Origin of the sequence: Streptomyces buecherae (genome assembly GCF_014295035.1) — a bacterium.
GTDB classification, from domain to species: domain Bacteria; phylum Actinomycetota; class Actinomycetes; order Streptomycetales; family Streptomycetaceae; genus Streptomyces; species Streptomyces youssoufiensis.
Window position 1 is genome coordinate 8,239,451 of the sequence record NZ_CP060404.1, and the last position, 25,567, is coordinate 8,265,017.

Annotated in this window: 22 protein-coding genes and 2 pseudogenes; 11 read left to right on the forward strand and 13 right to left on the reverse strand. The window is 74.6% G+C overall.

Annotated features, from left to right (window positions below):
- Positions 1–194 precede the first annotated feature (194 nt).
- Together H7H31_RS32650 and H7H31_RS32655 are read right to left on the reverse strand one after the other, a co-directional pair.
- On the reverse strand, positions 195–950 hold the full coding sequence (locus H7H31_RS32650; protein WP_187061349.1) for a bestrophin-like domain: 756 nt from the start codon (positions 948–950) through the stop codon (positions 195–197).
- 125 nt (positions 951–1,075) lie between these two features.
- Positions 1,076–1,426, reverse strand: coding sequence for a hypothetical protein (locus H7H31_RS32655; RefSeq protein ID WP_187061350.1), 351 nt, complete (start codon positions 1,424–1,426; stop codon positions 1,076–1,078).
- Positions 1,427–2,962: 1,536 nt separating this feature from the next.
- Here H7H31_RS32655 and H7H31_RS32660 point away from each other — a divergent pair.
- Positions 2,963–3,970 (forward strand): cytochrome P450, encoded by a 1,008-nt coding sequence (locus tag H7H31_RS32660; RefSeq protein WP_232110203.1) that lies wholly within the window; start codon positions 2,963–2,965, stop codon positions 3,968–3,970.
- Between the two features lie 79 nt (positions 3,971–4,049).
- On the opposite strand, the gene H7H31_RS32665 is transcribed toward H7H31_RS32660, so the two are convergent.
- Complete coding sequence (locus tag H7H31_RS32665; protein ID WP_187060264.1) at positions 4,050–5,696, reverse strand: acyl-CoA dehydrogenase family protein; 1,647 nt, start codon at positions 5,694–5,696, stop codon at positions 4,050–4,052.
- 154 nt (positions 5,697–5,850) lie between these two features.
- Here H7H31_RS32665 and H7H31_RS32670 point away from each other — a divergent pair, with 154 nt between their 5' ends.
- A complete protein-coding gene (locus H7H31_RS32670; protein WP_232110204.1) occupies positions 5,851–6,660 on the forward strand; it encodes a PaaX family transcriptional regulator C-terminal domain-containing protein in 810 nt (269 codons plus the stop codon).
- Between the two features lie 109 nt (positions 6,661–6,769).
- On the opposite strand, the gene H7H31_RS32675 is transcribed toward H7H31_RS32670, so the two are convergent.
- Together H7H31_RS32675 and H7H31_RS32680 are read right to left on the reverse strand one after the other, a co-directional pair.
- A complete protein-coding gene (locus H7H31_RS32675) occupies positions 6,770–6,952 on the reverse strand; it encodes a hypothetical protein (RefSeq protein ID WP_232110205.1) in 183 nt (60 codons plus the stop codon).
- 78 nt (positions 6,953–7,030) lie between these two features.
- Positions 7,031–7,501, reverse strand: a complete 471-nt coding sequence (locus H7H31_RS32680; RefSeq protein WP_187060565.1) for a DUF3574 domain-containing protein — start codon at positions 7,499–7,501, stop codon at positions 7,031–7,033.
- A gap of 215 nt (positions 7,502–7,716) precedes the next feature.
- On the opposite strand from H7H31_RS32680, the gene H7H31_RS32685 reads away from it, so the two are divergent.
- Positions 7,717–8,340, forward strand: a complete 624-nt coding sequence (locus tag H7H31_RS32685) for a histidine phosphatase family protein (protein ID WP_187060566.1) — start codon at positions 7,717–7,719, stop codon at positions 8,338–8,340.
- 488 nt (positions 8,341–8,828) lie between these two features.
- On the opposite strand, the gene H7H31_RS32690 is transcribed toward H7H31_RS32685, so the two are convergent.
- The 8 genes from H7H31_RS32690 to H7H31_RS32725 all read right to left on the reverse strand — a co-directional run bounded on the left by H7H31_RS32690 (position 8,829) and on the right by H7H31_RS32725 (position 16,651).
- On the reverse strand, positions 8,829–9,434 hold the full coding sequence (locus tag H7H31_RS32690) for a response regulator transcription factor (RefSeq protein WP_187060567.1): 606 nt from the start codon (positions 9,432–9,434) through the stop codon (positions 8,829–8,831).
- Positions 9,431–10,660: a sensor histidine kinase gene (locus H7H31_RS32695; RefSeq protein WP_232110206.1), complete on the reverse strand. Its 1,230-nt coding sequence runs from the start codon at positions 10,658–10,660 to the stop codon at positions 9,431–9,433. Before H7H31_RS32695 ends, H7H31_RS32690 begins: the two co-directional genes overlap by 4 nt.
- Before the next feature lie 14 nt (positions 10,661–10,674).
- Positions 10,675–11,496: an ABC transporter permease gene (locus tag H7H31_RS32700; protein ID WP_332112650.1), complete on the reverse strand. Its 822-nt coding sequence runs from the start codon at positions 11,494–11,496 to the stop codon at positions 10,675–10,677.
- A complete protein-coding gene (locus H7H31_RS32705; protein WP_187060569.1) occupies positions 11,490–12,419 on the reverse strand; it encodes an ABC transporter ATP-binding protein in 930 nt (309 codons plus the stop codon). The genes H7H31_RS32700 and H7H31_RS32705 overlap by 7 nt, the downstream gene beginning before the upstream one ends.
- 196 nt (positions 12,420–12,615) lie before the next feature.
- The gene (locus H7H31_RS32710; protein WP_187061798.1) at positions 12,616–13,473 is read right to left on the reverse strand and encodes an SCO6745 family protein; all 858 of its coding nucleotides are present in this window, start codon (positions 13,471–13,473) and stop codon (positions 12,616–12,618) included.
- A complete protein-coding gene (locus H7H31_RS32715; RefSeq protein WP_187061799.1) occupies positions 13,470–14,678 on the reverse strand; it encodes a GDSL-type esterase/lipase family protein in 1,209 nt (402 codons plus the stop codon). Before H7H31_RS32715 ends, H7H31_RS32710 begins: the two co-directional genes overlap by 4 nt.
- Positions 14,675–15,232, reverse strand: coding sequence for a DUF1697 domain-containing protein (locus H7H31_RS32720; RefSeq protein WP_187061800.1), 558 nt, complete (start codon positions 15,230–15,232; stop codon positions 14,675–14,677). The genes H7H31_RS32715 and H7H31_RS32720 overlap by 4 nt, the downstream gene beginning before the upstream one ends.
- A 126-nt stretch (positions 15,233–15,358) precedes the next feature.
- A complete protein-coding gene (locus tag H7H31_RS32725) occupies positions 15,359–16,651 on the reverse strand; it encodes a transglycosylase family protein (protein ID WP_187061801.1) in 1,293 nt (430 codons plus the stop codon).
- Positions 16,652–17,266: 615 nt separating this feature from the next.
- Between H7H31_RS32725 and H7H31_RS32730 the strand changes: the two genes are divergently transcribed.
- The 8 genes and pseudogenes from H7H31_RS32730 (at position 17,267) to H7H31_RS32770 (ending at position 25,504) form a co-directional block, all read left to right on the forward strand.
- Positions 17,267–18,562: an acyl-CoA dehydrogenase family protein gene (locus tag H7H31_RS32730; RefSeq protein ID WP_187061802.1), complete on the forward strand. Its 1,296-nt coding sequence runs from the start codon at positions 17,267–17,269 to the stop codon at positions 18,560–18,562.
- Positions 18,559–18,921 (forward strand): annotated as a pseudogene (locus H7H31_RS32735) (acyl-CoA dehydrogenase family protein); the annotation flags it as partial. The gene H7H31_RS32730 and the pseudogene H7H31_RS32735, both read left to right, overlap by 4 nt.
- A 43-nt stretch (positions 18,922–18,964) precedes the next feature.
- Entirely contained in the window at positions 18,965–19,900 is a 936-nt protein-coding gene (locus tag H7H31_RS32740) for an acyl-CoA dehydrogenase family protein (RefSeq protein WP_187061803.1), read from the forward strand.
- Positions 19,901–20,136: 236 nt separating this feature from the next.
- Positions 20,137–21,729: an ABC transporter substrate-binding protein gene (locus tag H7H31_RS32745; RefSeq protein ID WP_187061805.1), complete on the forward strand. Its 1,593-nt coding sequence runs from the start codon at positions 20,137–20,139 to the stop codon at positions 21,727–21,729.
- 35 nt (positions 21,730–21,764) lie between these two features.
- Positions 21,765–22,730 carry an ABC transporter permease gene (locus H7H31_RS32750; RefSeq protein WP_176165793.1) on the forward strand — a complete coding sequence of 322 codons (966 nt, stop codon included), beginning with the start codon at positions 21,765–21,767 and terminating at the stop codon, positions 22,728–22,730.
- Positions 22,723–23,649, forward strand: a complete 927-nt coding sequence (locus H7H31_RS32755) for an ABC transporter permease (RefSeq protein ID WP_187061804.1) — start codon at positions 22,723–22,725, stop codon at positions 23,647–23,649. Before H7H31_RS32750 ends, H7H31_RS32755 begins: the two co-directional genes overlap by 8 nt.
- Positions 23,650–23,708: 59 nt before the next feature.
- Positions 23,709–24,843: pseudogene (locus H7H31_RS35110) on the forward strand (ABC transporter ATP-binding protein).
- A complete protein-coding gene (locus H7H31_RS32770; RefSeq protein WP_187064734.1) occupies positions 24,836–25,504 on the forward strand; it encodes an ABC transporter ATP-binding protein in 669 nt (222 codons plus the stop codon). The pseudogene H7H31_RS35110 and the gene H7H31_RS32770 overlap by 8 nt, the downstream one beginning before the upstream one ends.
- The last annotated feature ends 63 nt before the right edge of the window (positions 25,505–25,567 follow it).

Here is a 25,567-nt window from a genome sequence, read left to right on the forward strand (position 1 = left end):
CGGAGTGTGGCAGGACGAGGGCCGGGGCTCCGGATGGGACGGACGCGCGGGTGCCACACCCAACCCGGGGCGGTCCGGACTGGGCTCGGGGTGGCGCACAACCCGGGAGCGGGCGGAGGCCAGGGTGGGACGGCGGGCCTCGGCGCGGGAACGAGGGTGTGTCGGGAACCCGGCGGGGGCGGGGAGCGCGGGTGTCAGAGGCGGAAGAGGTCGGTGAACGGCTCCGCCGCGTCCCCGGCCGACCGTCCGAACGGCGCGTCGAAGTCCCACACCAGGAACAGCAGGAACGCGATCAGCGCACTGAACAGCCCGGCGAGCACCAGCTCCCGCGCCGAGCGCCGGATCTGCAACGTGAACACCATGCCAACGGCGACCATCGCCCCGCCGATCAGACCGAACCACACCACACCCGGGATGGTGGCCCCCGCGCTCTGACCGCGGGCGCCGCGCGCGTCGTCGGCCAGGGCGACCTGGTCGGCCAGCGGCTGGTACGTCTGGGCCATCCGCTCGTCGCGCGGCGTGGCCTCCACCACGGCGTGCCGCAGCTCGCGCATCAGCGCGTCGCCCCGCTCGGTGAGCTCGCCCTCGTCGAGCATGTGCGGGAACTCCTCGTCCACGACGTAGCGCACGTACGCGGTGACGCTCGCCCTGATCCGCTCCCGCTCCGCCGCCGGGTACACGTGCACCCGCTCGCTCACCTCGTGCAACGCCTGCGCCTCCGCGCGCACCGTGTCCCCGGCGGCCCCCTTGGCCTCCCAGACCCCCGCGATCGCGAGGCCGAGGACGATCGCGTACACCACGCCGATCATCATCGTCATGTACTCGATGACGTCCGGCGTCTCGGACGGGTCGTCGTCCTCGCCGATACGGCGTTGGTTGAGGATGACGATGACGAGCACGACCGCACAGGCGGCGGCCATCGCGAGGGCCAGGACCAGCCATTCGGACATGGGTTTCTCCGTACGTCGACATGCGCGGTGGCGGGACAGCGAGGGCGGGTCGGGCCGCGGGGGGCCCGACGCGGGTGGTTGGTGTGGTGTGGCGGCCGGGGGAGCGGGGCTCGGCCCCGCCGCCGCTAGCGGCCCCGCCCCCGGCCGCGGCTGGAGGAGCGCGAGCGCAGCGCCGCGGCGGCGAGCACGGCCGGCGTGGTGAGCAGCAGGGTGAGGGTCACCGTGGACAGCCCGCCCGGCGGCTGGTGCCGCGGCGCACGGTGGTAGGCGCGCGCCTCGACGGCGCTGGGCGCGGGTGAGGCCGTGGGCGGCGGGGCCGGGTCGCGCGTCGCGGGCGCCTGCGGCGTGGGCCGTAGCCGCGGGGGAGCGGGCCGAGGTGGCGGCTGGGCTGCCCGGCTGGGCTCCGGGTCGGACGGCGCGGGTGGCTCGGGCGGCGCGGGCTGGTCCGGGCGGTCGGTGGCCGGTGGCGTGGGCACACCAGGCGTGGGGCCCGGCCGGGGCGGCGTGGGGCTCGGCGCGGGCGGTGTCGGGCTCGGCTCCGTCGGCGTGGGACGGGGCTCGGACGGGGTGGGAGTGGGTGTGGGCGTGGGAGTTGGGGTCGGCGTGGGCGTGGGTGTGGGTGTGGGCGTTGGGGTGGGGGTCGGCGTGGGGTGTGGCGGGCAGGGCGGTGGAGGGCAGTGGCAGCAGCCGTGGCGGATGGTGAGCGTGATGCCGCCGGCCGTGACGACGACGCACAGGCCGCCATGGCGCGCGTGCACCGATACGGCGCCGTCGGCGACGGCGAGGTCGAGACCGAGGCCCGGGCGTTGGCCGGGCCGGGGGGACGCCTGGGCGTGGCGACGCGGGGGCGCGAGGGGCGGCTTCGTCGCGGCGTCACCCGCTGGTTCCGCGCTGGTGGCGTGCGCCGCTGTCGGTGTCGACCGCGCGCCGACCGTACGGGCGTCCCCGACGACGCCCTCGCCTCGCGCAGCCGCCGCCTCGGAGGAAGCGAGGATGACGGCCGCGCAGCCGACGCCCAACCGAGTTGCCCAGTGTCTGCGATTCACGTCGCCATGCTGCGCGCGTCACTCACATGCCGCGCCGAGCTGTTTCCAGGTTCCCCCGATGTGCTGAATCGGCGTCAGAAAGGTTTGCGCTGGCTCGTCTCACCTATCCTGGCGAATTTCCAGGTGAAGGCGTGTCTCACGGCCTACGAGTCGGACGTGTCCACCTCTCGCGACGGGGCAGTGAGTTGGCCAACGGTGGCGGCGCCGCGCGAGGGGAGCCGGAGCCGATCGTGTCCGCTGTTCCCGTTCCCGTTCCCGTACGTGTGCGTGTGCGGTCTGCGGCGCATGAGGGCGGCAGGGGCTGTTGTGGTGCCGCTGTTTTGGCCGGTTTAGCCCGTCGTCCCCGCGCCGTCCCGTGGATAGCGTCCCCTCGAAAGCCGCGTCAGCGGTGAGTCCGCGCACCGGTGGGCTGATCGTTCAAGGAGATCAGCCACGCGAGGTCATGGGCACCGTCTCGGTGCCCAACCGACCAGCGGAGAGCGCCCACCCGAAAGGAGAACCACGATGGCGTGGATCGTCAGCAGCCTCCGGGCTTTCAGCGGTGAGAAGCGTGCCTGCTGGCACGGATACTTCTTCGGATACGGACAACAGGACTAACACCCCGGTCTCGCCGCGGAAGACGCGGAAGACCTGGCCCTGTCGGCGCGCCTCGCGACGACCGCACAAGGAGGACGGCGATGTCCTGGATCATCAAGGCCATGCGAGGGCTCAGCGGAGAGATGCGGGCACGCCGGCAGCAGTACGGCGACAGGTACGGCCGCACCTCCTGACCCCCTTCCCTACGGGGAGGGGGGTGGCACCGTACTTTCCTGCCCGCGCAGAGGGGAACCCGGCCCCGTGTTCTTGCACAGGAAAAGCCTCTGGCCCCACCTCCTGCGATGGGAGAAAAGGGCGGCCGAGACCGACCGGCCGTTCAGGCTCCGCTTCGGAACTCTCTTTATCGGCCATGCGGACGCGGCCCGAGAGGTGCTGCTCGACTCGGCCGACAACTACCTGTCCCAGTCCGGGTTCTTCCGTATCGGGCCGACGCCTCTTTCGGCGGAGTTGAGAGCACGGGTGTCGCGCGAGCTCGTCATGGTGCTGTCCCGCCACGCGCGCCCGTCGGCCTTCGCTCTCGACGCCGCTCTCCAGCAGGTGGGCGATGGCCGTTGTCGCCTGCGGCACCAGCGGTGGGGGGTCGAACTGATCCGCCGGTACTTCGCCCCCGTCATCGCGGACCAGCGCCACACCGAGATCAACTCGCTGGTGGACGCCTATGTGACGGCGAGCGTCATCGGCGACGACATCGTCGGTCACCTCGTGCGAAGGCCCCACCACACGGTGCCCGCCGTACGGGCCGGCTTGGCCGAACACCTCGGGCGGCTACCGGCACGGGAGTCGAGCCCTACGGATCTGGTCGACATCGTGCTCGGACTGGAGGGGGAACTGTCGCTGGCCGACCGCGCGCAGTTGCTCCAGCGACTCGTCCTGTCCACGGTGGGCTTCACCGGCGTCGCCCTCGAATGGATCGTCCTGCTCGGCGTCCAGTACGGGTACAACACTCCAGCCGTGCGCCCGGAAGATGTCCGGTCCCTGGTCAGAGAGGCGCTGCGGCTGTATCCCGCCGCATGGCGCCTGGTCCGGGTGGCGGCCGTCAACCACGAACTCGCCGGCCTCTCGGTCCGCGCGGGCGAACACGTGCTGATCGGCACGCACGCGATTCACCGGGCCGGGTCCGTGTGGGACGAGCCGTTGGCGATGCGCCCCACGCGCTGGGAGGAGACAACCGAGAGGCAGCGACAGTCCTACCTCCCCTTCGGCAAGGGGGAGGCGATGTGTCCAGCCAGCGGCTTCGCGCTCAAGGCGCTGGAGCACCTCGGCTACCTCATCCTGCGCGATTACCAAGGCAGCGTGCGGTTGCGCCGGAGCGCGCCACACGCCCGTACGCTCCTGGCGCCACCCGCGGGCTGGACCCACCTCACCAGCCGCCGATGACCCGACGGGCACCCGCCCGGCCCCGACCGCCCTGAGGACGGCGGAGCCGGGACCGGGCCGTCGCGCCCGCACGCGGCGCCTAGCGAACACCCTTCGGTAGGGCGCGCTCGATGATCGCCTGGGTGTCCGCGCCGAGCGGCAGCGTGCCGAAAGCGTGCCCCCAGTCCCCGTCGAGCCGCGAGGCGCAGAACGCGTCGGCCACCGCCGGGTCGCCGTGCCGGACCAGCAGCGCGCCCTGGAGCACCAGCGTCATCTGCTCGGCGAGCCGTCGGGCCAGCACCTGGGCCCGTACCGGATCGATGAGTTGGCCGAGCAACCCTCGTACGCGCGTCACCGCGGCGTCGAGCCGCGCGTCGGCGCCGGCCGCCGCGTCCACCTCAGCCAGGAAGGCGTCCGCGGCGCCCGGTGTCTTCGCCAGCGCCCGCAGCAGGTCGAGGGCGGCCACGTTGCCCGAGCCCTCCCAGATCGACAGCAGCGGGGCCTCGCGGTAGAGCCGTGGCATGCCGGACTCCTCGACGTACCCGTTGCCGCCCAGGCACTCCAGCGCCTCCGCCGCGTGGCTGCTGCCGCGCTTGCACACCCAGTACTTGCCGGCCGCGAGCCCCACCCGGCGCAGCGCACCCTCCCGCTCGTCGCCGGCCTCCGCCCGGTCAAGGGCGGCGGCCAGCCGCATGGCCAGCACCGTGGCGGCCTCCGACTCGATCGCGAGGTCGGCGAGCACGTGCCGCATCAACGGCTGGTCGATCAACTCGGCGCCGAACGCCCGCCGGTGCGCCGCGTGATGCACGGCCTGCCGCAACCCCGAACGCATTCCGGCGGCCGAGGCGATGACGCAGTCGAGCCGGGTGACGTTGACCATCTCCACAATGGTGCGCACCCCGCGCCCGGGCTCGCCCACCGGCCAGCCGACGGCCTGCTCGTACTCGATCTCGGCCGACGCGTTGGAACGGTTGCCCAACTTGTCCTTGAGCCGCTGCAGACGCAGCGGGTTGCGGCTGCCGTCGGGCAGCACCCGAGGCAACAGGAAACACGTCAGCCCCTCGGGCGCCTGCGCCAGGGTGAGGAACACATCGCTCATGGGCGCGGAGGTGAACCACTTGTGCCCCGTGATCACGTACGTGCCGTCGCCCGTCGGCGTGGCCGTCGTGGTGCCCTGTCGGACGTCGGAGCCTCCCTGCTTCTCGGTCATCGACATGCCCGCGATCAGGCCCCGCTTGCCCAGCGGCGGGCGCAGCCCGAAGTCGTACGTGGTCGAGGCGAGCAGCGGCCCGTACGTGGCGGACAGCCCGGGCTCGGCGCGCAGCGCGGGGATCGCCGCGTACGTCATGGAGATCGGGCAGCCGTGGCCCGGCTCGGCCTGCGCCCACAGGTAGAACTTCGCGGCCCGCACCAGGTGGGCGCCCGGTCGCTGGTCGGTCCACGCCACCGCGTGCTGGCCGGAGGCGACCGCCTCGGTCATCAGGTGGTGCCAGGCCGGGTGGAACTCGACCTCGTCCACCCGGTGCCCGTACCGGTCATGGGTGCGCAGCACCGGCGGGTACGTCTCGGCCTGCCGCGCCCACTCCAGAACCTCGGCGGACCCGGCCCGCGCGCCCAGCGCGCGCAACTCCGGCTCGGCCCACCCGCCGCCCTCCCGGTGCACCGCGTCGAACAGGGCCACCTCGTCGGCGGTGCTGAAATCCGTCAGCGGCGGGGGCTGGTTGAGGACTTCATGGGTGGGGCTCACAGTGACCTCCGGGCGGCGCGACCGAATCCCTTACACTTCCATGATGCGTGACGCAGATCTGTAACGCACGGGGTGCGGGCGGCGGTTTCTGGTCGAATCTCCTCGGGCGCGTGCCGCGGGGCGAGGCGGTCGCGGCCTGGCGGGTACGGACGGGATGGGTGAGGACATGGACCAGGTGGGGCACGGCGCGGTCGAGCGCGGCCACGACAGCGGCACGGGCGGGCCGACGCGCGAAGCGGACCGGCCGGCCCTGCGCCCGCTGACCGCGCGGTCGATCGTGCTCAGCACGCTGCTGGGCCACCACCCCGCCGAACTGCCCGCGCGCGCCCTGGTCCGCGCCGGGCAGGTCTTCGGCACCGCCGAGGGCACCATCAGGGTGGCCCTGACGCGGATGGTCGCCGCGGGCGACCTCCAGCAGCGCGACGGGACCTACCGGCTGTCGGCACGGCTGCTCGCCCGACAGGCCCGGCAGGACGACAGCCGCGCCCCACGGCTGCGCCCCTGGGCCGGCGAGTGGGAGATCGCCCTGGTCACCGGGGAGCGACGCTCCGCGGCCGAGCGCGCCGCGCTGCGGCAGGCGATGGCCACCCTGCGGCTGGCCGAACTGCGCGAGGGAAGCTGGCTGCGCCCCGCCAACCTGGAGCGCCCCCGCCCACCCGCCGCGGCCGACCAGTGCGCCTGGCTCACCGGCACCCCCGAGGACGCCCCGGCCCCGCTCGCCGCCCGCCTGTGGGACCTGGACGCCTGGGCGCGACAGGCCCGTTGGCTCCTTTCCACGCTGGCCGAGACCGACCGGCTGGCCGACCGCTTCGCGGTAGCGGCGGCCATCCTCCGCCACCTGCTCACCGACCCGGTCCTCCCGACACCCCTGCTGCCCGACCACTGGCCGGGCGACGCGCTCCGCGAGGCGTACGCCGCCTTCGAGGAGGAGTTCCGCACGACGGTGCTCGACCGGGTGGACTGAGGCGCCCCCGGCCGGGGTCACCATCGCCGGAGGTCGAGCAGTCTCAGCGGGGGTGGTTCCGCGCTCGGGGGAGCGCGGAACGCGAGGCGGTCGCGGGTGCTAGGCGCGCTTACCGGGCCAGTGCGAGCAGTTCGTCGATCGCCACCGGATTCCCACCGCCGCCGCCGAGGTGGGCGATGGCCGCGAACGGGGCGATCACCTGGCTCCAGGCGTACAGCCGGTCGCCATCGAGCCCGGAGGCCGACGCCACGCGCGCGCAGCCGGCCAGAACCAGCCGAAGCGAGGCGGACACAGCCCTTGAGTCGAAGCCCCGAGTCGACCGGCTGTCCCGACCCCGCCCCGGCGGCCCGGACGTCCCGGGTCGAGGACCCTAGAAGTCCACCCAGGTCGCCTCGTCCGCCCGGGCCACTGACTCCTGTTCGAACTCGCGCTCGTACGCGGTGCGGATGTCCTCGATCGGGCCGTCCTGGGCGCTGGCCTGGGACCTGGGGTAGAGCAGGATCAGCTCGTAGGAGCGTTCGCGCTGGATGGTGCCGTGCCGGTCCCGCCACTGTCCGCGGCCCTCCTGGAGGGTGAGCCCGGCCGGGAAGCGCGGCGTGATCCTACGGTCCACGAAGGCGCGGAACTGCCGGTCGGTGACGGGCGCGCCCCCGTCGGCCCGGGCGGTGCCGAAGAAGAGCCGGGTCTCCACGTACGCCGCGCCACGGTGTGCCGTCGCGGCGCCGGTCGCCGGTGACGCGGAGCCGTCGTCGCGCGTGGCGTAGGCGACGGGCGCGCCCAGCGCGAGGACGGCCGCGCTGGCCAGGGCGGCGAGCCGAAGGCGGGGCTTGGTGATCGACATGACGAGGTCCCTTCACTGGGCGGGAGGCGGCGCGTGCCACCGCGTGGAGTGTGGCGCTCCGCGCGTCGGCTGGAACACCCGGCGGTCGCCCGTCAGCCACAGACCTCGACACCGATCTGGGCCCTCCGCCTTCGCCGACGACGGAACCACGCCGCGCGTGTCAGCGTCCGTCCAGGCATTCGCAAGATCGTGACCGCTCACGGAGGACTCGGCCCATGACCGGAAGAGCTGCCCGCTATCTCTACCTCGCGCGGCACGGGGAAGCCACGCCGGACGAGAGCGAGCTGACGGTCAACGGACGCCGACAGGCCGTACTCCTCGGTGAGCGACTTCGGCGCAGCCCGCTCTCGCTGGTCCTGCACGGTCCACTCGCACGAGCGGAGCAGACGGCCCGACTGGTCTGCGAGCAACTCGACGGCGTGCCCGTCCGCTCGTCGGAACTGGCCGGGGACTACGTCCCCCACCTGCCGCAGCGCGCGGAACTACCGGCGGAGTCGGCCGACGCCATGCTCGCGCGCCTGTCCCAGTTCCCGGCCGAGGAGCGGGAGCGCGGACCGGCGCTGGCCGAGGCGGCGCTCGCCCGCTTCGCCGCACCCGTCGACGGGGACGAGCCTCGTCACGAGCTGGTCGTCACCCACAACTTCCTCATCGGCTGGCTCGTACGAGCCGCCCTCGACGCGCCCCCGTGGCGCTGGATGGGCCTCAACCACGCCAACGCCGCACTGACCGTCATCCGGTACGCGCCGGACAGACCCGCTTCCGTGCTGTTCTACAACGACACGGGGCACCTTCCCGCGCAGCTCCGCTGGACCGGCTTCCCGCCTGACCTCCACGTCTGACGGGTGGGGCCGGGGTACGAGGGAGAGGTGCCACCGTCGAGGGCACCTCGTGGACACCGACGGTCAGCGCACAGAGCGCCGCTGTGTCCTCGTGCCGAACGCGGGGCGGACGGGTTGCCCCACTCGTAGGGGAAGGGGACCGCGCAGCCTCGCCACGTACCACCGGTACGCCCGCGCCTCGGCCGAGGCGCCCTCGACGACATCGAGCCAGTCGCGGTAGAGACACATCAGGTCCACCGGATGCGTGTCGTGCGCCATGCTGGTGAACAACCCATCGGAAACGCCGTCCCGCACGATCCTCCAGCGGTCGCACCCTCTGCCGTGGCGCGGGCCTCGGGCAAGCTAGACGAGAGGAACCGGTGCTCCGGAACGGGGCCGGGGGCAGCCCGCGATGCGACCCGCGGTGGGTCGCGGGTGCGCCCCGGTGAGGGCCCGCCGCCTCGTCCGCGCTCACACCCGCACCGAGGCGTACGCGATGGGCCCGCCCGTTACAGCCAGCCGCGCTCGCGGGCGACGCGGGCCGCGACGTGGCGGTTCTCCGCGCCGAGCTTGGTCGCCGCGGCCGACAGGTAGTTGCGTACCGTGCCCGGAGACAGCGCCGCCCGGGTCGCGATCTCGGCGACCGGCGCTCCGTCCGCGGCCAGGGACAGGAGTTCCGTCTCGCGCGCGTTCAGCGGCGACGCGCCGGCGGCGATGGCGTCCGCCGCCAACTCGGAGTCGACGTAGCGACCCCCCTCGCGCACCGTACGGATGATCTCCGCCAGTTGCCGCGCCGAGACCGTCTTGGGGACGAAGCCGCGCACCCCGGCGGCCAGCGCCTGCCGCAGCGCCCCGGCCCCGGCGTGGCTGGTGACGATCATCGCCGTGCACTCCGGCACCGTCTCGCGCAGCTCCGCCGCCACCGCGACGCCGTCTGGACCGGGCATCCGCAGATCCAGGACGGCCACGTCGGGGCGGTGGGCGCGAGCCATGGCCAGGGCCTCGTCGCCCGAGCCGGCCTCCGCCACGACGGCGATATCGTCCTCCAGCGCGAGCAGGGCGGCCAGGGCGCCGCGGATGAGGTGCTCGTCGTCCGCCAACAGGATTCTGATCACGCGGACGCCTCCCAGGGGATGCTCGCGGTCAGGCGGAAGACGCCGCCCGGACGTCGTTCCGTGGACAGCGCGCCGTCCAACTCGGCCAGGCGCTCGCGCAGTCCGGGCAGGCCGGCGCCGCCGGCCGCGGGCCCGGCGCCCGCCCCGTCGTTCTCCATCACCAGCACCGCCGAACGCGCCGGCGTCGCGCGCACCGACAACTCGCAGTGCGAGGCACCGGACGCGTGCCGGAGCACGTTCGTCGTCCCCTCGCGCACCACCCAACCCAGCGCCGACTGCACCTCGGTGGGCAGCCGCGCCGCCGGGCCGTCCTCGATCCGGCAGTCGATCCCGGCCGCTTCGAGTACGGAGCGGGCGCCGGCCAGCTCGGTGTGCAGGTCGGCGGTTCGGTAACCACGCACCACCGCGCGGATCTCGCGCTGCGACTCCCGCGCGATGCGCTGCACCTCCTCCATCTGTTCCACCGCCTCCTCCCTTCCCCGGCGCGCCAGTTGGGCCGCGAGCTCGCTCTTGAGCGCGACCACGGCGAGGTTGCGGCCGAGCACGTCGTGCAGGTCGCGGCCGAAGCGCAGCCGCTCCTCGGCCACGGCGAGGCGGGCCTGCGTCTCCCGGGCCGCGACCAGCTTCTCGATGAGGTGGACGCCCCCGCCCGAGGCGCGGAGCGTCACCGCCATGAACGGCACCAGGAGCAGGCTGGCGCCGGCCACCAGGACCAGCGGCCGGCCGCTCAGCCCGGCCACCGCCGCCCCTGCGATCGTCATCACCGCCACCGCTGGGACCAGCACGACGCTGGTGCGCGGCGCGAGCGCCAGGGCCGGCGGGCCGGCGTAGAACATCAGCAGCCACAGCAGGTACGACTCCAGGTCGTTACCCGCGATACGGCCGTCGGCCAGCAGCGCGCAGCCCAGGCCGGCCATGGCGAGGGTGATCGCGGTGTACAGCCCGACGAGCGGGTCCGGGCGCGGGGCCGCGCCGAGATAGTGGCGCAGGGCCGCCCGGGTGAGCAGCGCGTGGACGGCGACGTGGGCCGCGCCCAGCGCCGCCACCAGGGCCAGCCAGCGCCCGCCGGCGTCCGACGTCGCGAGCCAGAACGCCCACAGCCCGGCCTCGAAGAGGGCGAGGAAGGTGATGCTGGAGAGCGTGTAGCGACGGTAGCGCTCGGGCCCTCCCGGGCCCCCGAACCGCTCCACCCACGCGTCCACGTTCAGGCTTCCCGGCACCGTCACCTCGCTCGCCGTCCTCAACTCCGTGACCCCCAGCGGAACCACCGACGCACAGCAAACACCGCCAGGCCCGTCCACACCAAGGCGAGGCCGACCGCCCGGACCTGCTCGACGCCGCCCAGGTCGCCGGTCCAGCCACCTCGCAGCAGGTCCATCACCGGCGAGAACGGCAGCCAGCCGGCGACGTCGGCCACCGGGCCCGGCAACAGCCCGCGCGGCGCGAAGACCCCCGAGCCGCCCATGGTCAGCAACAGGAACGGCAGGTACGTCACCTGCGCGCTCTCCGCCGTCCGGGTGAACGCCGCCGTCAGCGCCGCCCCGACGACCAGCATCGCCATCCCGATGACCAGGCCGAGCACCACCAGGTGCCAGGCGACTGGCGCACGCGCGTCCAGGAACACGGTCATCCCGGCCCCCAGCAGCGCGGACTGCGCCAGCGCCAGCCAGAGCGCCGGCAGCGCGCTGCCGACGAGGATCTCCCCGTCGCGCAGCTCGCCGGTGCGCAGCCGCTTGAGCACCAGGCCCTCGCGGCGCACGACGTACACGCCGACCAGGTTCGTGTAGACGGCGAAGAGCAGCGCCATCGCCAGCGCGGCGGGCAGCATGACGGTGGCCACCGACAGGCCGGTGCCGCCGAGGTCCAGCCTGTCGACCATGCCGCGCATCGCGAAGGCCGCCGTGCTGGGCAGGAACACCACGGTCACCAGGGACGCCTTGCTGCGCAGCAGCAGCGTCAGCTCGGCCCGACCGAGGGCGGCCATACGGGCCGTGGCGGAGCCCCGCGCGGGCGCGGCCGGGCGCGGGGGCGTCGGGGCGGTGCGTGTCGCTGGCGTCAGCACCGTGCTCCCTCGCTCTCCAGGCCGCGCGCGATCTCCATGAACGCCTCCTCCAGCGTCGCCGAGCGGGCGTCAAGACCGCGCAGCTCCACGCCCTCGTCCCGAGCCCACGACAGCAGTGCCGTCGCCGTGCGCTGCAGGTCGACGGTCTCCAGGTGGACCCTCGGACCGGCCGACTCATGCCCGGTCACGCCCAGTGGCGCGAGCGGCGGCAGCTCGCCCAGGAAGCGGTCAGGGGGCAGTTCGAAGCTGATCCGCGCGGGCCGCTCGGCGACCACGTCGGACACCCGGCCCGAGGTGGCGATCACCCCCTCGTGCATGATCGCCAGCCGGTCGGCCAGTTGTTCCGCCTCCTCCAGGTAGTGCGTGGTGAGCAGCACCGTCGTGCCCTGCTCCGTCAGCCCGCGGATCAGCTCCCAGGTGTCGCGGCGGGACTGCGCGTCCAAGCCGGTCGTCGGCTCGTCGAGGAACAGCACCTCCGGCCGCCCCAGCAGGGCGAGCGCGAGGTCCAGGCGACGGCGCTCGCCACCGGAGAGCTGCCTGACCCGTACCTTCTCGCGCCCCGCCAGGCGCACGGCCTCCAGTGCCTCGTCCACGGGGCGGGCGCCGCTGGTGCAACCCGCCCACATCCGCGCCGTCTCCGCGACCGTCAACTCCGTCGGGAATCCGCCCTCCTGAAGCATCACGCCGATGCGGGGCCGGACGGCGGCGCGTTCGCGGTACGGGTCGTGGCCGAGCACGCGGACGGACCCGGTGGCGGGGGCGGCCTGCCCCTCCAGGAGTTCGAGGGTGGAGGTCTTCCCGGTACCGTTGGTGCCCAGGAGGGCGAACAGCTCACCGCGCGCGACGGTGAGGTCGATGCCGCGTACGGCCTCGAAGTCCCGGTAGCGGCGCCGCAGGTCCGCAGTTTCGATGACTGGTTCCATGCGATCCAGGGTTCCGGCGAGCCGGGCCCGGTAGGAGTGCGGTCTGTCACGAGGCCGCATGACATCTGTCATGCGGGCCCCGGGCCCCGGGCCCCGGGCCCCGGGCGCGGTGGACGATCCGCGCCCGGCCCCCGTGTCGGCGGTCCGCGCCCGCGCGCACCGCCGACGACCGGCGGGCGGGCGGTGACGGCGGGGCTTACGTCTGGTCGGGGGCGGGCAGGCCGATGGGGTTGGGGAACCGCAGTGCGGTCGCGCACGCCCGGGCCAGGGGCGTGAGCAGCGGTATCAGCCGCTCGGGGTCGGCGCCGCCCGGGTCCTGCCAGGGGCGCTGGGCCGCCCGGTTGGTGGCCTGCTCGATCTCGCGCAGCGCCTGCCGGCCCCGCTCCGTCGTCGCGCCGGCCGCGGTCAGCAGACCGCGCCCGCCCAGCCGCTCGGCCGCCGCGGCCCACTCCTCGTCGGTCCAGCCCCGGTACGGCTGCAGCTCGGAGCGCGGCAGGTCGGCCCCCGCGCGCAGGACGAGCACCTCACAGCCGTCCAACCCCGCCGCCACCAGCGCCGCCACGTGCCCGTCGCCCCGGTGCTCGCGCAGCAGCGTCGCCGCGTGCCAGAGCCGGGCCAACGGGTCGTCCGGCAGCGGCAGCGCGGTGTTCGCGGCGGCCAGCACGCGCCCCGCGCAGTCGAGCCGGGCCGCCACCTCGACGAGCTGGCCGGCCGCCCGCTCGGCCGCCGCCTCCTGCCCGGCCAGCAGGCGTCGCAGCGCCGTGACCGCACCGGCCTGCCGCAGCTCCAGCGCCCGCCGTGGCGGAGCCGTCTGCCACACCGCGGGCAACGCCCTGGCCACCATGGTCGGCGCGAAGGTGAAGAACGCGGCCGTGATCGGCTCGGGCCCCACCGCGCCGAGCGGGGCCGCCCGGCCCGCGAAGTAGCCCGGCCAAAAGCCCCGCAGACCGGCGGCGTCGAACCCGGCGTGCGCGTCGGGCGCGAAGTAGCTCACGGCGTGCAGCGGCTCGATGAGGGGCCACAGGGTGCCGGCGATCCGTTCCGCCTCGCTCATGTCTCCACCTTTCTCGTCTTCCTCGTGTAGGGGACGCGCTCCGCCCTGGCCGCGGGGACGCCTCCCGCGCGGTCCGCCGGGACGGTCCCGGGGGCGGGTGGCCTCGCCGGCTCCGGCACGCACGACGTGCGGCGCAGCAGGGTCAGGAACCGCCCGGCGAAGACCGGATGGCCGGCCGGCGACGGATGCAGCCGATCCGTGCCCTCCGGTTCGAGCAGCAGCGGCACACAGCTCGGCCCGAACACCCGCGGCCCGTGCAGGTAGTGCAGCCGGCTGTCGCCGTGCTCGCGCAGCATCCGCACCGCCTGCCGCACCCGCTCGCGGCTCTCCCGCACCGTCAGGCCCGACGGCCCGGCCACCTCCTCGCGCTCGGGGGCGACGATGGTGGACATCACGCCGAACGGCGTGTCCGGATGGCCGTCGCGCACGGTGCGCACGAAGCCGATCAGGGCGGCCGTCAGCGACGCGCCGCTGTGCGTGCCGAGGGTGTGGACGTTGATGCCGACGCACACGGTGAGCAACTCCGCTGGCAGGTCGCGCATCAGCCGTGCGGTCATCGGCTGGAGGTAACATCCCGCTCCCAGCGCCAACGAGGTCAGGTCCCAGCCGGCCCGCCGCGCCACCAGCGCCGGCCAGGTCCGACTGGGCGAGTGCGCGCCGCGGCCCAGCGATATGGAGCTGCCGTAGTGCACCCAGCGCGGCCGGTCGCCGGGCGGGTCGGCCGCCACCGTCGCGCCCGCGGCGAGGGTGAGGCCGCGCAGCCGGAACCGGTGGTAGTAAGGCAGCCACAACTCCACGACCGGCAGCGGCCCGACCGGCGCGCCCCGGGTGGGTCCGGGCCGCGCTGTCAGCCCCGACACGCGGAACTCCGCGTCCCCACCGTGCGTCTCCAGCGCCACCGACGCCACGGGTCGGCCGTCGCGCAGCACGTCCAGGCGGGCTCGCTCGGGCGGGCCCGCCAGCCGTGGCGCCGGGTCGGCCTGGTAGCGGCAGTGCAGCCAGGGGCTGTCGGTGCGGAGTGTGACGCGCACCCCCGCCGGCATCGCGGCCCGCCCGACCCCGCCCTCCGGCAGGTGCAGCGCGGCCTCCTCGTACGGCAGCCGCCAGGGCGCGGTCCACCGCGGGGTGCGCTCCAGGGAGACCGCGCCCCGGTAGCGCAGCAGCGGGTCATCGTGGGCGAGTGACCGCGCGGCGGGCTCGCTCATCGCGGCTCGTCCACGGTCACCATCGCGGCGAGCGCGCGCACCGTGTTCCCGTCGCGGGCGGTGCCGAACAGGCCCGGCCGCTTCTCCCACAGCGCCTGGGTGAGCCTGGACTGCCGCACCCCGCCCGGGTAGTGCACGTGGGCCTCGCGCTCGCCGACGTGGAACTGGTCCGGTGCGTACGCGGCCGGGTCGAGGCCGGCCAGCCGCGCGTGGTCCACCGGGCCGGAGAGGAGGGTGACCAGCAGCCGGGCGGGGTCGATGTCGCGGCCGGAGAAGGGAATGCGCGCGGCGACGCGGCACGGTTCGGCGCCCTCCAGGACCAGCACGCGCACATCGAGCGACAGCCGCTCGGCGATGGCCCGCTCCAGTGCCTCGCCCCACGCGGCCGGGCCCGCGCCGCCCGCAGGCGGCACGAACACCGCGTTGCCGCTCCGCGGATACGCGCGCACCTCCGCGCACCCCAGGTCAGCGAGCGACTCCCGCGGGGTGGGCATGGGCACGCGGCGATGCTCACCCACGCTGATGCCGCGCGACAGCGCCAGGTATCTGGTCACCCGCCCACCGTAACGGCGACCACTGACAGTGACCGATGGCAGGCGGCGTGGGCGATGCGGTCGGAGGCGGCGTTCGGCCCGGGTCCGACGTGCCGTGCGGACCCGGGCCGGGAAACAGCGCGCCGCCTAGATGTTGACGCCGTGTGCCCTGAGGTAGGCCACCGGGTTGATGTCCGAGCCGTAGCCGGGCCCGGTGCGGATCTCGAAGTGCAGGTGCGGGCCGGTGCTGTTGCCGGTGGAGCCGGAACGACCGATGCGCTGCCCGCCGCTGACGGGCTGCCCCTCGCGCACCACGATCTGCGACAGGTGGGCGTACTGGCTGTATCTGCCGTCCGCGTGCCGGATCACGACCTGGTACCCGTACGCGTCGCCCCAACCGGAGGAGACGACGGTGCCCGGGCCGACCGCCCTGACCGAGGTGCCGATCGAAACCGGGAAGTCCACGCCCGTGTGGTAGCCACGGGACCAGCTCGAACCGGCTACCCGATACCCGGTGGTGACGCCCACGCCGCTGACCGGCGCGGTGTAGCCGCCGGTCGCGGGGGCCGGCCGCTTCCGCTGCTCCGGTACGCGCTCCGGCGTGTGCCGTGGCTTGGGCGCCGGCTTCTGGGTGGGCTTGGGCGCTGGTTTGCTCACCTGCTGGCGACTGTCGTCCTTGGGGCGCGGCTTCACCGAGGGCCGCTCGGGTGCCTTCGGCGCGGGCTTCGGCCGCGCCGTGGGCGGCGTCTTGGCCTGCGGGCGCTTGGGTTGGGCCGGCGCGGCCGAGCCACCCTTCAGGGACAGCCGCTGGCCCGGCAGGATCAGGTTCGGGTCCTGGCCGATGGTAGGCCGGTTGGCCTCGTACAGCCCCCGCCAACCCCCGCGCACGTCGTGCTCGTCGGCGATTCCCGAGAGCGTGTCGCCGCTCACCACCACGTACGGCCCCGCCTTGGGGCCGCGGCCGGGCAGCGAGGTGGGGGTCGTCTCGACCTTGCGCTGCTGACTTGCCGCCGTCGTGACCTGCCCCGTCGTCGCGGGGGCGGCCTTGGCCTGGGGCTGCGCGTCGCCCCGCGTCAGAACGGAGCCGGAGCAGTTGGGCCAGGCCCGCGGGCCCTGGGCGGCCAACACCTTCTCGGCGACCGCTATCTGCTGTTCCCGCGTGGCCAGGTCGGCGCGGGGCGCGTAGGCCGCGCCGCCGTACTCCTGCCAAGTGCTCTGCGAGAACTGGAGCCCGCCGTAATAGCCGTTGCCCGTGTTGATGTCCCAGTTGTTGGTGCTCTCACATCGGGCCACCTTGTCCCAGGCTTCCTGGGTGGCGGCGCTCGCTCCGGCCGCCGCGACGAGCGGCAGGGCCATGCCCGCGCCGCTGGCGGTGACGGTGAGCGAGGCACGGGAGACCCGGTTGGGCTGATGACGGCGATGGCGACCACGTACGGACATAGCGTTCCTCTCGCTGCACCCGTGGACGGGTGTTCGGCGCGCCACAGCGTAGGGCCGCCGCCGAACCGCTACAAGAGGGCATTCGCCCGCCGTTTCGCTACCCCGCGCGCCCTCCTCACACCGCGCCCCGGGGCGCCGCCGCGCGCGCCGGCCGACCGCGTCCGCTGACCGACCCGGAGCGCCGAACACATACCAGGTCACCGCCTGTTGGCCACCGGGCCAGGCCCCGTGTCGGCGACGGCGCGCACGGCCGGGGTCGCGCGGGGCCGGTGGGGAAGTCGCGCCGCGTCCGCCGCGACGGGGCGCTGTTCCCCAGGCGTACCGACTGGTTAGTCTGCGCTCGGGCGGGCCCTCGCGCCCGCCCGCCCATCGACCGATCGCGGGAGGCCAGCGCATGCGAGCACGGCGGGTGTACGAGAGCGGCGATCCGCGCCGCGGTACGACACCAGGGACGTTCCCCGAGTCGCGCGCGGCACTGCCAGCGCCGCGGGCCGCGCGCCCCGACCGGCCCGCCGCGCCCCCGTGTGCGGGCCGCAGCCCGGCCGGTCCGGCACTGCGCCAGGTCGTCCACGCAGCGGTTCGCGGCGTTCCGGTTCGCGACCTGGCGCGGACCCGATGAGCCCCGCGGGGGCCAGCCCCGACACCCCACACGCCACCTCGCCCCAGCCGGTAGGGGTGGCCGAAGTCCGGCGCGCGGTGCGCCGGTTGCTCGCCACGCACGACCCGGCCACCACCGCGCGGATCGACTTCCTCCGGGCCCAGTTCGACGCCGGCCTCGCCTGGGTGCACTATCCGGTCGGGCTCGGCGGCCTCGGCGCGCCGCGCGCGCTGCAGAGCCTGGTCACCGCCGAACTCGCCGCCGCCGGCGCCCCCGACAACGACCCGCGCCGCATCGGCATCGGCCTCGGCATGGCCGCCCCGACCATCCTGCGCTACGGCACCGAGGAGCAGAAGCACCGGCTGCTGCGCCCGCTGTGGACCGGCGAGGAGGTGTGGTGCCAACTCTTCAGCGAACCCGGCGCCGGCTCCGACCTCGCCGCGCTCGGCACCCGCGCGGTCCACGTCCCCGCCCGGGGCACCGACCAGGGCACCGACCAGTGTGCCCCGGCGGGCGCGGACGGCGCGCGGGCGGGGGAGTGGCTCGTGGACGGGCAGAAGGTGTGGACGTCCCAGGCCCACCTCGCGCGCTGGGCCATCCTCATCGCCCGCACCGACCCGAACCTCCCCAAGCACCGCGGCATCACCTACTTCGTCTGCGACATGACCGACCCCGGCGTCGAGGTGCGCCCGCTACGCCAACTCACCGGCGAGGCCGAGTTCAACGAGGTCTTCCTCACCGGCGTGCGCATCCCCGACGACCGGCGCCTCGGCGACGTGGGCGAGGGCTGGCGGGTGGCGCGGACCACGCTGATGAACGAGCGGGTGGCCATCGGCGGCGGCAGCGTGCCCCGCGAGCACGGCATGATCGGCGTCGCCGCGCGCGCCTGGCGCGACCACCCCGAACTGCGCACGCACGACCTGCACCAGCGCCTGCTGCGGCTGTGGGTGGAGGCCGAGGCCGCCCGGTACGCCGGGCAGCGGCTGGGCCAGCAACTCGCCGTCGGCCAGCCGGGCCCCGAAGGGTCGGCCATGAAGCTGGCCTTCGCCCGGCTGAACCAGGAGATCAGCGGCCTGGAGGTGGAGCTCATGGGCGAGGCGGGCCTGGCGTACGACGACTGGACCATGCGCCGGCCCGACCTCGTCGACTTCACGGCGCGCGAGGCCGGCTACCGCTACCTGCGGGCCAGGGGCAACTCCATCGAGGGCGGCACCTCCGAGATCCTGCTCAACATCATCGCCGAACGCGTGCTCGGCCTGCCGCCCGAGCCGCGCGCCGACAAGGACGCCGCCTGGAAGGACCTCCCCCGATGACGCACCAGGACCCGGCCCCGACGTCACCCCGGCCGGCCACCGCCCCGACCGCCCCCGACCTGCTCTACCGCGAGCACGAGGAGGACCTGCGGTCCGCCGTGCGGGCGCTGCTCGCCGACCGGCTGCCACCCGCGACCGTGCTCGCGCACATCGACGCGGGCCGCGCGTACGACGCCGGGCTCTGGCAGATCCTCGCCACCGACCTGGGCCTGGCCGGTCTCCTGGTCCCGGACGCGCTCGGCGGGCAGGGTGCCGGTGCCCGGGAAGCCGCCGTCGTCCTGGAGGAGTTGGGCCGCGCGGTGGCCCCGGTGCCGTACCTGACCAGCGCCGTCATCGCCACCGAAGCCCTGCTGGCCTGCGTCGGGGCCGGCCCCGGGGGGCGCGACCCACGAGCCCGCCGCCGTGCCGGGCCCGCGCGCCGACGCCACGCCCCGGGCAGCGACCCGGCCCGCTGGCCGGCCCGAGGATGCCGAGGAGCCCGAGGTCGCGGTGGCCGCCGAACTGCTCGCGGCGCTCGCCACGGGGGAGCGGATCGGGGTGCTCGCCGTGCCGCTGTCCAGCGCCCTCGGGACGCCACACTCCACCGCCGTGCGCGCCGTCACCGCCGCATGCGCCGACACCGCCGTGCGCGCCGACGCGCGCGCCGCCCTCACCGGCGAGGTCACCAGCGTCGCCGACGCGCTCGCCGCCGACGTGCTGCTGGTCCCGGCGCGTGGCCCGGCGGGCGCGGGGCTCTACGCGGTGGACGCCGGCGCCGCCGGCTCGTCGGGGCTGCGCCTGGAGCCGACCACCGCGCTGGACCCGACGCGCCCGCTCGCCCGGGTCGGCCTGGACGGCACGCCGGCCCGCCGCGTCGCCGGGCCCGCCACGGCCGACGCGGCGATCGGCCGGGCGCTGCGGGCCGGGGCCGGGCTGCTGGCCTCCGAGCAACTCGGGCTCGCCGAGTGGTGCCTGGCCGAGACCGTGCGCCACACCGGGGGACGGCACCAGTTCGGCCGCCCGGTCGGCTCCTTCCAGGCGCTCAAGCACCGGATGGCCCGGATCTGGCTCGACCTGGTCTCGGCCCGCGCGGCGGCCCGCGCCGCCGCGGACGCCCTGGCCACCGGCGCCCCGGACGCGCCGGTCGCCGTGGCCGTCGCCCAGGCCCACGCCGCGCGCGTCGCGGTGCACGCCGCGCAGGAGTGCGTCCAACTGCACGGCGGCATCGGCATGACCTGGGAGCACCCCGCGCACCTGTACCTCAAGCGCGCCAAGAGCGACGAGATCGCCCTCGGCACGCCGGGCCGCCACCAGGAGGCGTTGGCCGACCTCGTCGACCTGCCGGCCCCACCCGCCTGAGCGGCCGGGCCGCACCGCGTCGACGGGGCGGGCCAGCGCGCCGGAGGCCGCCGGCCCGTGGCCGCGCTCGCCGCCCCGGGCGGTGGCTGGCCACGGGCCGGCGGGTCAGCCGTCCGAAACCGTCCGTTCCATGGCGTGGTGTGGCCAGGCGCGCACCCCCTCTGGGCCTTCGCTTCGACATGTTGTTTAATTGCGACCGTTTCGCAGTAACGGTTGATCTTCAACAGAGGTGGGGCATGACGGCCCGGACGATACGGACCCTGACCGCCGCGACGACGGCGGGCGTCCTGGCAGTGGGCGCGGCAGCGTGCTCCACCCCGGACAACGGCAAGAGCGGCGGCCCCAGGGACGCGGCGGTCGTCGGCATCGCGTACGAGCCCGACACGCTCAGCCCGCTCCTCGGCTACGGCAAGGACGGCAACTCCAAGATCTTCGACGGGCTGCTGACGCACGACGCGAAGATGCGGCTCAAGCCCGCCCTCGCGGCCAGGCTGCCGCAGGTCTCCGGCGACGGCCTGACGTACACCTACACCCTCCGCGACGGCGTGCGCTTCAGCGACGGGGAGCCGTTCGACGCGGACGACGTGGTCTTCACCTACCGCACCATTCTCGACAAGAAGACCAACAACGCGTCCAAGACCGAACTCGACGCGATCAAGAGCGTCGAGAAGAAGGGCGACAAGACGGTCGTCTTCCGTCTCAAGTACCCGTACGCGCCGTTCGCCGAGCGCACCGTGCTGCCCATCGCGCCGGAACACGTGGCGAGCAAGCAGGACGTGAACACGGGCTCCCTCACCACCAAGCCCATCGGTACCGGGCCCTACGTCCTCAGTAGCTGGAGCAAGGGCGAGAAGCTCGTCTTCAGGGCCAACCCCACCTACTGGGGCGGCGTGCCGAAGGTCAAGAAGTTCACGATGGCGATCATCAAGGACGACGACGTGCGCGCCACCCGGCTGCGCTCCGGCGACCTCGACGGCGCCATCCTGCCGCCCAACCTCGCCGCCACCTTCAAGAGCGACGACGACCTGCGCACCCTGACCGCCAGGACCTACGACTACCGCACCGTCACGCTGCCCAGCGACAACCCGGTGGCCGGTGACCGCGCCGTGCGCCGCGCGCTCGACGTGGCGGTGGACCGCAAGGCCATGGTCGACGGCATCCTGGACGGCGCGGGCAAGGAAGCCTACGGACCGGTCCCCACCGACAGCGAGTGGTTCACCAAGGGCACCGAGCGCCGCCACGACCTGGCGGCGGCCCAGCGCATCCTGGACGAGGCGGGCTGGAAGCCGGGCAAGGGCGGCGTCCGCGCGAAGAACGGCAAGCGCGCCTCGTTCACCCTCTGGTACCTCAGCGGCGACAAGCTCCGCCAGGACCACGCGCTGGCCTACGCCTCCGACGCCAAGAAGGCCGGCATCGAGATCAAGGTGCAGTCCGGCACCTGGGAGGTCATCGAGCCGCGGATGAAGCGGGACGCGGTCCTCGCGGGCGGCGGCAGCCCGGCCGACCCCGACTTCGACCAGTACACGCTGCTGAACTCCGCCCTGGCCGGCGACGGCTTCAACAACATGGCCTTCTACGACAACCCGGACGTCGACAAGGCGCTCGCCGAGGGCCGGCGCAGCGGCGACAAGGCCAAGCGGAAGGCCGCGTACGACACCATCCAGCGCGAACTGGTCGACGACCCCGGGTACACCTTCCTCACCCACATCGACCACCTCTACGTCCTCGCCGACCGCTGGCAGTCGCTGACCACCCAGGTCGAGCCGCACGACCACGGCCTGGCCTCCGGCCCGTGGTGGAACGTCGAGAAGTGGCGGCCCAAGAAGTGACGCGGACCCGGCGCCCGGGCCTGCCGTGGCTGCCGATGGCGCGGCTGGTCGGGCGCCGGGTGCTGTTCGCGGTGCCCGTGCTGTTCTGCGTGACCTTCGGCGTCTTCGCCATCGCGGCGGCCTCGCCCTTCGACCCGGTCAAGGCGTACGCCGGCACCGCGGGGCTCACCGCCTCGCAGGAGAACCTCGACCAGTTGCGCGCCAACCTGGGCGCCGACGACCCGTTCACCGTCCGCTGGTGGGACTGGCTGACCTCGGCCGTCACCGGCGACCTGGGCGACTCCAGCTCGCTGCGGCAGCCCGTCGCCGAGGTCATCGCGGAGCGCATCGGCTGGTCCACGCTGCTGTGCGCGGTCGCCTTCACCCTCGCGGTGCTCGGCGGCACCGTGCTCGGCGTGCTCGCGGCCCGGCGCCGGGGCGGCCTGTTCGACCGCGCGATCACCTTCGTCTGCTACACGCTGGAGGCCGCGCCGCCGTTCTGGCTCGGGCTGCTGGCCGTGTGGCTGTTCGCCCTCAAGCTGGACGCGCTGCCCGCCGGCGGGCTCACCGACACCGCGAGCGAGGTCGCCACGGCGGGCCAGGTCACCCACCACCTGATCCTGCCGGCCGCCGTGCTCGCCGTCTCCCAACTGCCGTGGTTCGTGCTCTACGTACGCCAGGGCGTCGGCGACGCGATGGACGAGGACCCCGTGCGCGGTGCCCGCGCCCGTGGGCTCAGCGAGCGCACCGTCCTCTTCGGCCACGCGCTGCGCTCGGGACTGCTGCCGGTACTCACCCTCGTCGGTTCCCGCGTCCCGGAGCTGATCACCGGGGCCCTGCTGATCGAGACCGTCTTCAGTTGGCCGGGCATCGCCTCCGCCACCGTCGAGGCCGCCACCAGCGTGGACTTCCCGCTGCTCGCGGCCCTCACCGTGCTCGCCACGGTCGCGGTGCTCGCCGGCAACCTGCTCTCCGACCTGCTGTACGGCCTCGCCGACCCCCGGGTGGGCTTCGATGGCTGATTTCACGCCCACCGCCGAAGCCGCCCCGCCCACCTCGGTGGAGCGCGGCTCGCCCGCCCCGCGCTGGCGGACCGCTGCCGCCGGCGCCCAGCGCGGCAGCCGCGCGCTGCGGGTGCGCGTCAGCGCCGGGCTCGTGGCGGTCGTCGTCCTGACCGTGCTGCTCGTGCCGCTGTTCTTCCCGCTGGACGAACAGGCCGTGCACCTGGCCGACAAGCTGCGCGCACCCTCGCTCGACCACCCCTTCGGCACCGACGACGTCGGCCGCGACCTGCTGCTGCGCTGCGTGTACGGGCTGCGCGTCTCCCTCCTGGTCGGGGTCGTCGCCGCGCTGGCCGCCACCGTGATCGGCACCGCCGTCGGCGCGCTCGCCGGCGCCGTCGGCGGCTGGACGGACCGGGTCGTGATGCGGCTCGTGGACGTCTTCTCCTCGGTGCCGCACCTGCTGCTCGGCATCTTCATCGTGGCCATGTTCCAACCCGGCGTCTGGCCGGTGGTCATCTCGGTGGCGCTGACGCACTGGCTGTCCACCGCCCGCATCGTGCGCGCCGAACTCCTTTCGCTGCGGTCCCGCCCCTACGTGGAGGCGGCCATCTCCGGCGGGGCGTCGCGGCTGCGCGTGACGGTGCGTCACCTGCTGCCCGCGGTGCTGCCGCAGGCCGGACTCGCCGCCGTACTGATGGTGCCGCACGCCATCTGGCACGAGTCCGCGCTCTCCTTCCTCGGCCTCGGCCTGCCCAGCCACAAGGCCAGCCTGGGCGCGATGGTGCAGAGCGCCCGCAGCTCACTGCTCGCCGGCGACTGGTGGCCCACCCTCTTCCCCGGCCTGCTGATCATCATCCCCACCCTGGCCATCGCGGGCCTCGCCGGCGCCTGGCGGGAACGTATCAACCCGCGCCGTCGATCGGAGCTGACGCTGTGACGGGCCCCGACCGGTCGACCCCGGTCCTCGCCGTGAACGGCCTCTCGGTCCGCTTCCGGATGCGCGGCGGCCGGCACATCGCCGCCGTCTCCGACGCCACCTTCGCGCTGCGGCCCGGCGAGTGCCTGGCCCTGGTGGGGGAGAGCGGCTGCGGCAAGTCCGTACTCGCCTCCGCGCTGCTCGGGCTGCTGCCGGGCAACGCGGAGACCGCCGGCACGGCCCACCTGGCCGGCCCGGCCGACGCGGAGCCCGTCGAGCTGCTGACCGCCGACGAGCGCCTGCTCTCCCGCGCCATCCGGGGGCGACGGGTGGGCCTCGTCCCGCAGAGCCCGTCCGCCCACCTCACCCCGGTGCGCACCGTGCGCGCCCAGTTGGAGGAGACGGTACGGGAGCTGACCGGGGTTCGCCGCCCCGAGTTGCGGCGCGCGGCGCGGGAGGCGGCAGACCGGGCCGCGTTCCCCGCCGACCACCTCGACCGCTACCCGCACCAGCTCTCCGGCGGCCTCGCCCAACGCGCGGCGACCGCCCTGGCCCTGGTGGGTGACGCCGCGCTGCTGCTCGCGGACGAGCCGACCACCGGCCTCGACCGCGACCTCGTCGACCGTACGGTGGACGAACTGCGCCGCCACATCTCCCCGACGCCGGCCCCGGCGCACCAGACGGCTCCCACCCACCAGGACCCCGCGCCCGCCGCCGCCCCGCCGACCGCCGGGGCCGGCGAACACCGAACCGCCCGCCGCCGCGCCGACCAGCGAACCGGCGAACACCGAGCACCGGGCCCGCGCGCTGCTCATGATCACCCACGACCTGGTCGCGGCGGAGCGCATCGCCGACCGCGTCGCCGTGATGTACGCCGGCCGCATCGTGGAGATCGCCGACGCCCGCGACTTCTTCGGCGACCCGGGCCCCCGCCACCCGTACGCCAGGCGGCTGCTCGACGCCCTGCCCGAGCGTTCCTTCACACCCATCCCCGGCATGCCCCCGGAACTCGGCGACCTGCCGGCCGGTTGTGCCTTCGCCCCCCGCTGCGACCAGGCGACCGAGCGGTGCGCCGCGCTCCCCGCGCTCCTGGACGACGTGGCCTGCCACCACGCCCCAGCCCGCGCACAGCACACCGCCACGCGCGCGGAGCAGCCGACCGACGCCGCCCCGGGCGCCGCCGAGCCACGCACCGATGAGGCCCCCCATGCTTGAGCTGCGCGACATCACGGCCGGGTACGACCGGCGGTCCCCCGTCGTACGCGGGGTATCGCTGCGCGTCGCGGACGGCGAGGCGGTGGGATTGCTCGGCCCCAGCGGCTGCGGCAAGTCGACCCTGGCCCGGGTGGCGGCCCTGCTGCACCGGCCCGACGCGGGGCGCGTGGTACTCGACGGTGAGGTGGCCCGAGGCTGGCGCCACCGCGCGCCGCGCGCCCAACGCACCGCCTACGGCGTGATCTTCCAGCAGCCACGGCTCTCGGCCGATCCGCGGCTGCGGCTCGCCGACCTGATCGCGGAGCCGCTGCGGGCCACGGGCCGGGGCCGCGAAGCGGTGGCGCGCACCGGCGAGATGGCGCACCGGGTCGGCCTCGGCGACGACCTTTTGACCCGTCGCCCGCACGAGGTCAGCGACGGCCAGTTGCAGCGCGCCTGCCTCGCCCGCGCGCTCGCCCTGCGCCCGCGTTGGCTGGTCTGCGACGAGATGACCGCCATGCTCGACGCGTCCACCACCGCCGCGCTGGTGCACGTGGTGGAGGAGTACCGGCGCGAGAGCGGCGCGGGCCTGCTCGCCGTGGGCCACGACCGCGCGCTGCTCACCCGGTGGTGCGACCGCACCGTCGGCTGGGCCGAGCTGTCCGGCGCCGACGCGGACTGACGTGGGCCCGATCGCCCGACGCGCCCGCGGGCACACCTGTGGCCGTGAGGTCCGGTGCCGTCG